This is a genomic window from uncultured Nocardioides sp., from assembly GCF_902805925.1.
GTDB lineage: Bacteria > Actinomycetota > Actinomycetes > Propionibacteriales > Nocardioidaceae > Nocardioides.
The window spans coordinates 1-5,028 of the sequence record NZ_CADCUP010000165.1 but is presented as its reverse complement, the minus strand read 5'-3'; the positions used below and the strand labels follow the sequence as shown (position 1 = coordinate 5,028).

The 5,028-nt window shown below is 71.4% G+C and carries 4 protein-coding genes and 2 pseudogenes; 2 read left to right on the top strand and 4 right to left on the bottom strand.

Annotated elements, in window-relative coordinates; translation table 11 throughout:
- The 4 genes and pseudogenes from QZX64_RS11925 to QZX64_RS11910 all read right to left on the bottom strand — a co-directional run.
- Window positions 1–352, bottom strand: a pseudogene (locus tag QZX64_RS11925) (hypothetical protein); the annotation flags it as partial.
- A 79-nt stretch (window positions 353–431) separates the two neighbouring features.
- The gene (locus tag QZX64_RS11920) at window positions 432–1,853 is read right to left on the bottom strand and encodes a DUF2142 domain-containing protein (RefSeq protein WP_295660062.1); all 1,422 of its coding nucleotides are present in this window, start codon (window positions 1,851–1,853) and stop codon (window positions 432–434) included.
- Between the two features lie 228 nt (window positions 1,854–2,081).
- Complete coding sequence (locus QZX64_RS11915; protein ID WP_295660059.1) at window positions 2,082–2,360, bottom strand: Lrp/AsnC family transcriptional regulator; 279 nt, start codon at window positions 2,358–2,360, stop codon at window positions 2,082–2,084.
- A 15-nt stretch (window positions 2,361–2,375) separates the two neighbouring features.
- The gene (locus QZX64_RS11910; protein ID WP_295660056.1) at window positions 2,376–4,166 is read right to left on the bottom strand and encodes a DEDD exonuclease domain-containing protein; all 1,791 of its coding nucleotides are present in this window, start codon (window positions 4,164–4,166) and stop codon (window positions 2,376–2,378) included.
- Window positions 4,167–4,291: 125 nt separating this feature from the next.
- Between QZX64_RS11910 and QZX64_RS11905 the strand changes: the two genes are divergently transcribed.
- A complete protein-coding gene (locus QZX64_RS11905) occupies window positions 4,292–4,567 on the top strand; it encodes a hypothetical protein (RefSeq protein WP_295660053.1) in 276 nt (91 codons plus the stop codon).
- Window positions 4,568–4,595: 28 nt separating this feature from the next.
- Window positions 4,596–5,028: pseudogene (locus tag QZX64_RS11900) on the top strand (RNA-binding protein); the annotation flags it as partial.

The following is a 5,028-nucleotide window of genomic DNA, read 5'->3' as shown; positions in this document are numbered from 1 at the left end:
CGGGGTCCCAGATGAAGTCGGGCTGGAAGGCCAGGATGTCGGCGCCGTGCACGCGCAGGGTGTGGCGGAGGTACTCGTCGTCGGGGCGCACCTGCAGCACCTCGAACGCCGCCTCGTCGTGCCGCTCCCGCAGCAGCTTGGCGATGAACCACACGTTGATGACGCAGAGCACGGTGTTCATGCCCACCATCGGCCACACCTCGACCAGCGCGTTGAACACCACGAGCAGCACGCACGCGGCGAGGTTCAGCACGCGGAAGCGCAGCACCCTCGACTGGAGCAGGGAGTACACCAGGAGTGCGCTCCCGCCCCAGCCGAGGATGTCGAGCCAGTTGTCCTCGAGCCACGTCACGGCCGGAGGCTAGCCGATCAGCGCTTGACGACCGGCTTCACGAGTCTCGATGGCGCACCACGTGCCGTGGCAGGTCCTGTCACACGAGGGCCGGTGCATCGTCCGCAGCATCCTGACGAGCGGAGACTGGCTGCTTGACCCGCAACGTCGCCAGGGCGCCGACGGTCAGCAGCACACCCGACAGCGTCAAGAGAGCGACTAGTTGCGTGGACGGCGCCGTCCATGACGCGTCCGCCACGCCACGGGCGAGGAGCTTGCTCCGGACGCCGACCACGCTGGTGGTCAGGGAGAAGGCAGCAACGGCCCCTGACATCACAAGCGCTGACAGGTCACCGGACGCGCGGCGGCGCTCCAACGAGTGGGCAGCCAACAACAACCAGCCCAGCACGAAGGGCCACGAGTAGCGGCCCTGCCAGGCGAGCCCGATCTCGGTGTAGGTCGCGACGGTGAGCGCGATGGAGACGCCGGTCGTCGACACGAAGATGGCGGCGATCGACCAGCGAACAGCCCTGTGCCCTCTCCAGCAGGCAACGCACAACATCACGGTCCAAGCGGCCAGGACCACCGCGTACACGGAGATCGGCACCATGCTGTTGCGTCGTGGGATGGCGGCGACCAACTGAATCAACCAGACCACCCCAGCGCTGGGCATGTACGGCCATGCCGAACCCACGAACTGAGGTCCCGACTCGTTCTCCGGGTCGTTCGGTGAGAAGAGCAGAGTCCACGCGGCACCTGCCATCACTGCCAGCACGACGACGGCGTAGGCGGGCCACAGGGAGCGATCGCGTAGACGCTCCAGCGCCCACGGGACACCGTGGTACATCACGGCGACGAGTACGCAGAGTCCGAGCCACAGAGGTCCGATCGTCCGGACGGTGGCGAGCAGGACGGCGGCGGTCGTGCCGGCGGCGATCACCCACCTGGGGGCCGGCGCCGACTCCGTCGATCCGAACAGCAGGGTGGACCACAGCAGCAGGCCGGCAGCCATCTCGGGGCCGTTCGGTGCCGGCAGGCTCGTCGCGTACATCATCGCGGGTGTCAACAGGAGCAGGAAGCCCGTCGCCGGCCACTGCGTGCGCGACGTTCGACGGATGACGGCGAAGGCCGCGACCATCATCGTCGTGCACAGCACAGAACCAGCCACTCGCATGGCGTAGCCGGCTGCCGCTCCCTCGAAAGGCAATGCGGCGGTTCCGACCAAGGCGTAGAAGGCTGGATGCGTCGGCGCGAACGACGTTGCCACCAGGACCTGTCCGTCAGGCAACGTGGCACTCGGGTTGCAGTCGTCGCGCTGCGTGTAGGGAAGCGCCTCGCAGGCGGGGAGGGCTGCCGTGACGATGTCCTCCGGGACCGCCATGAGTGCCCCGCGCCCTACCTCCACGCGATCGTGAGCACCGCCCCAGTCGCCACGCGCCACAGCAGCCGCCTTGAACGCGTGGTCGTGCTCATCCTGGCCATCGAAGGGCGGGATCAGGAATATCCATGCGCCCTGCGCCATGAGTAGGCCCGCGACAAGTCCCAGCCAGGGCCAGACGGATCGAGGGGAGGAGGGGGCGGCGCCCACAGACCCCTCTACCGGGACTTTCCTTGCCATGCCGTGGTGCCCACCGTTCGCTTGTGCGTCTGAGCAGCGTAGGAACACAAGGACTGCAGGCGCGGCGAAACGAGGGAAAGTGGCCTTCGGCCGACCGGTCTAGTCACAACGGGCCATGCCCGGGAGGTCGACCTAGTCGAGGCCGAGCGAGAACGCCGACTCGAGGTCGTGCCGGGAGTAGGCGCGGAAGGCGATGTGGGTCTCGGTGGCGGTGACGCCATCGACCTTGTTGAGCCTGTCGGCCACCACCGAGGCGATGTCGTCGTGGTTGGTCACCCGCACCAGGGCGATGAGGTCGATCTGGCCGGTGACGGAGTAGACCTCGCTGACGCCCTCGAGCGCCGCGATCGCCTCGGCCACCTCCGGGATGCGCGCGACGTCGGCCTTGACGAACACGATGGCGGTGATCATGGGGACACGCTAGTGCTAGCGGGCCGGACGGTGCACGGGAGCCGGCAGGCGCTGCTCGTCGAAGGGCACCAGGGACAGCCGCGACTGGGTGGCCGCGTCGTAGACGGAGAGGTGGCGGGTGGCACCGGCGACGGGGCAGGCCCACTCCCCGTCGACGTCGATGAGGCGGATCCCCGGGGACTCCAGCCAGCGCAGCACCTTCTCGGTCTCCTCCGCGGTGGCCGCCGGCACGGGCCCGGGGGCGCTGCGCACGGTCTCGGCGCTGCCGCGCAGCTCGGCGACGTACTGGAGGGCGTCGGCACCGGGCGGGATCACGCCCGCCGCGGCGAGGCGACCGTGGCGCACCACGTGCACGGACCAGCGGCCGTCGTCGTCCCGGCGTCCGGCCACCACCTCGGAGCAGCGGGTCAGCGCGGACAGGCGCTGGGTGCGGGCCGCGGCGCGCACGAAGGAGGAGAGGCGGTCGCGGTGGACGCCGGCCTCCTCGAAGCGCTCCAGCTCCGCGAGCGTGCTCATCCGGCGGTTGATGGCCTCGACCACCTGGTCGGGGCGGCGGAGCAGGGTGTCGCGCAGCTGGCGCACGAGGGCGGCGTACGTCGCGGCGTCGACGCTGCCGTCGCACGGCGAGAGGCACCGCCCCATCTCGGCCAGCACGCACGCCGAGCGCGTGGCCGGGGTCGGCGCGGACGGCAGCTTGTCGGAGCACTGGCGCACGGGGAAGGTGTCGTGCAGGGCGGCCAGGCACTTCTCCGCCGTCTTGCGCGAGGAGAAGGGGCCGAGGTAGTCGGCGTCGTCCTCGAGCACCCGGCGCACCAGCGACAGGCGCGGCCACGCCTCGCGGGTGAGCTTGACGAAGTGCACCTTCTCGGGGAACCGCGAGCGGCGGTTGTACTTCGGCTTGTGCTCGGCGATCAGGCGCAGCTCGCGCACCTCCGCCTCCAACGGCGTCGCGCACTCGATGCCGGTGACGGTGGAGGCGAGGCCCACCATCTCTCCCATCCGCGAGCGCGTCTCCGAGGCGGTGAAGTAGGTGCGCACCCGGCTGCGCAGGTCGCGCGAGGTGCCGACGTAGAGCACCCGGGCACGGTCGTCCTGGAAGAGGTAGACGCCGGGGGAGTGCGGCAGCGCCTCGGCGAGGTGGCGCTTCTTGCGCTGGGCCGTGGTGACCCGGGAGCTGAAGGTCTGCAGCTCCTCGAGGGTGTGGACGCCGAGCCCGCCCAGCCGCTCCATCAGGCCGTGCAGCACGTCGACGGTGGCGCGGGCATCGGCCAGCGCGCGGTGGTTGGGTGTCGTGGACGAGCCGAACAGCCGGGCCAGCGAGGAGAGCTTGCAGTTGGGCGCGTCGTCGCGGGTGATGACGCGGCGCGCCAGCTTGGCGGTGTCGAGCACCTCGAAGCGGGGCCAGGGGCGGCCCTGCTCGCGGGCGAAGTGCTGGAGGAACCCGACGTCGAACGGGGCGTTGTGGGCGACCAGGACCGTGCCGGCGGCGAACTCGAGGAAGGCCGGCAGCGCCGACTCGATGGGCGGCGCGTCGCCGACCATCGCGTTGGTGATGCCGGTCAGCACCGCGATGAAGGGCGGGATCTCCGCTCGGGGGTCCACCAGCGTCTGGAACTCGCCGAGGACCTCCCCGGAGCGCACCTTGACCGCGCCGATCTCGGTGATCATCGAGCCGCCGGCGGCGGAGCCACCGGTGGTCTCGAGGTCGACGACGGTGAAGGTGACGTCGCGCAGCGGGCGCCCCAGCTCATCGAAGCTGCGTTGCGCCTCCCACCGGGAGGTCTCGCGCTGAACGGCACTGCTCATGTCGGCGACGCTAGACGTGGGCACCGACAAAGGCGGGACGGCTCGCGGACTACGCTGGCAGGGTTCGTCGAGCACCCCCGAGCACCCCCGGCCGCCACGTGCCCCCCGTGGACGAGGAGAACCCCGTGACCGCAGCACATCCCGACGCGACGCAGCGCTGGCGCTGCGCGGGCTGCGGCAACCTCACGCGGTTCGACGTCAGCACCAGCCGTCGCACCACCGAGTTCTGGCACTTCGACCTCGCCGGCGACCACGTCGTCGAGGAGCAGCAGGTCGAGCAGGAGCGCCTGGAGTCGGTGACCTGCCGGTGGTGCGGGCGCTCGGACGCCATCCAGGTCGTCGACCGCAACGCCGCCGCCGGCGACCCGGCAGCCGACGGCCCGGTGGGCGGCCGGGGCTAGGACGAGGTGCCCGCCTTGTGAGCACGTCATGAGCGCCGAACCGCAGCCCGGGCCCGTCGGCCCGCTCCTCGAGCAGCTGCCCGACCCCGTGCGCGTCCGGGTCCTCGCCCTGGCCGCCGACGTGCTGCCGGCCGTGGCGGACGTCCCGGTGCCCCTGCGCCGGGTGGTGCAGTTCGCACCCCGGCGCCGCGCCCGCCTCGGTGGGGCAGCGATCGCCTCGGCGCTCGCCGACGAGGGGTTCCGCACCGCTGTCGGGCTGCAGGTCGCTGCTGCCGGCGCCCCACCGGCCGACGACGACGCCCCCGGCACGGCAGCCTTCGCCTGGCTGACCCGGGCCGAGGACTGGCAGGCGGCGTACGACGGCGCGGTCGGTCGCCTCCGACCGGCCGCGGTGGGCGGTGCCGACGCCACGGAGGCCGTGCGACTGCGCCAGCGCGTCGAGGCGCTCGAGGCCCAGCTGC

Coding starts and splice junctions, on each gene's coding strand:
- QZX64_RS11915 (WP_295660059.1), bottom strand. CDS start 2,360: ATGATCACCGCCATCGTGTTCGTCAAGGCCGACGTCGCGCGCATCCCG.
- QZX64_RS11920 (WP_295660062.1), bottom strand. CDS start 1,853: ATGGCGCAGGGCGCATGGATATTCCTGATCCCGCCCTTCGATGGCCAG.
- QZX64_RS11910 (WP_295660056.1), bottom strand. CDS start 4,166: ATGAGCAGTGCCGTTCAGCGCGAGACCTCCCGGTGGGAGGCGCAACGC.